The sequence below is a fragment of the Herbaspirillum sp. VT-16-41 genome (assembly GCF_001994935.1).
GTDB lineage: Bacteria > Pseudomonadota > Gammaproteobacteria > Burkholderiales > Burkholderiaceae_D > Herbaspirillum > Herbaspirillum frisingense.
Genome location: NZ_MUXB01000173.1, coordinates 1 through 399, shown reverse-complemented (window position 1 = coordinate 399; position 399 = coordinate 1). Strand labels below are relative to the sequence as shown.

1 pseudogene is annotated in these 399 nt (G+C 47.1%); it reads left to right on the top strand.

Annotated features, from left to right (window positions below):
• Positions 1 to 10: 10 nt before the first annotated feature.
• Positions 11 to 399: pseudogene (locus BTM36_RS29185) on the top strand (mannonate dehydratase); the annotation flags it as partial.

Below are 399 nucleotides of genomic sequence, written 5' to 3'. Positions count from 1 at the left end.
CTACAACTTCATGCCTGTTTTTGACTGGATGAAGACTGACATGAACTATGTTCTGCCAGACGGCTCCCTGACCATGGCCTTTGAGAAAAAGGATATTGATAAAAGCCTGGAAGAGGTGGTGAGTGAGGTGCTCAGTAATTCAAACGGCTTTGCACTGCCTGGGTGGGAACCAGAACGTCTGGCGCAGGTACAGAAATTATTTGCCAGTTATAAAGGTGTCGACGACGAAAAATTACGGGAAAATTGAGTTTATTTTCTCAAGGCAGTCATTCCGGTTTGTGAAGAAGTTGGTGTCAAAATGGCAATTCATCCGGACGATCCGCCGTACTCTATTTTCGGCCTGCCGCGCGTTGTCAAAAATCGTCAGGATCTGGATTGGCTCTGCAACGCCGTCGATTC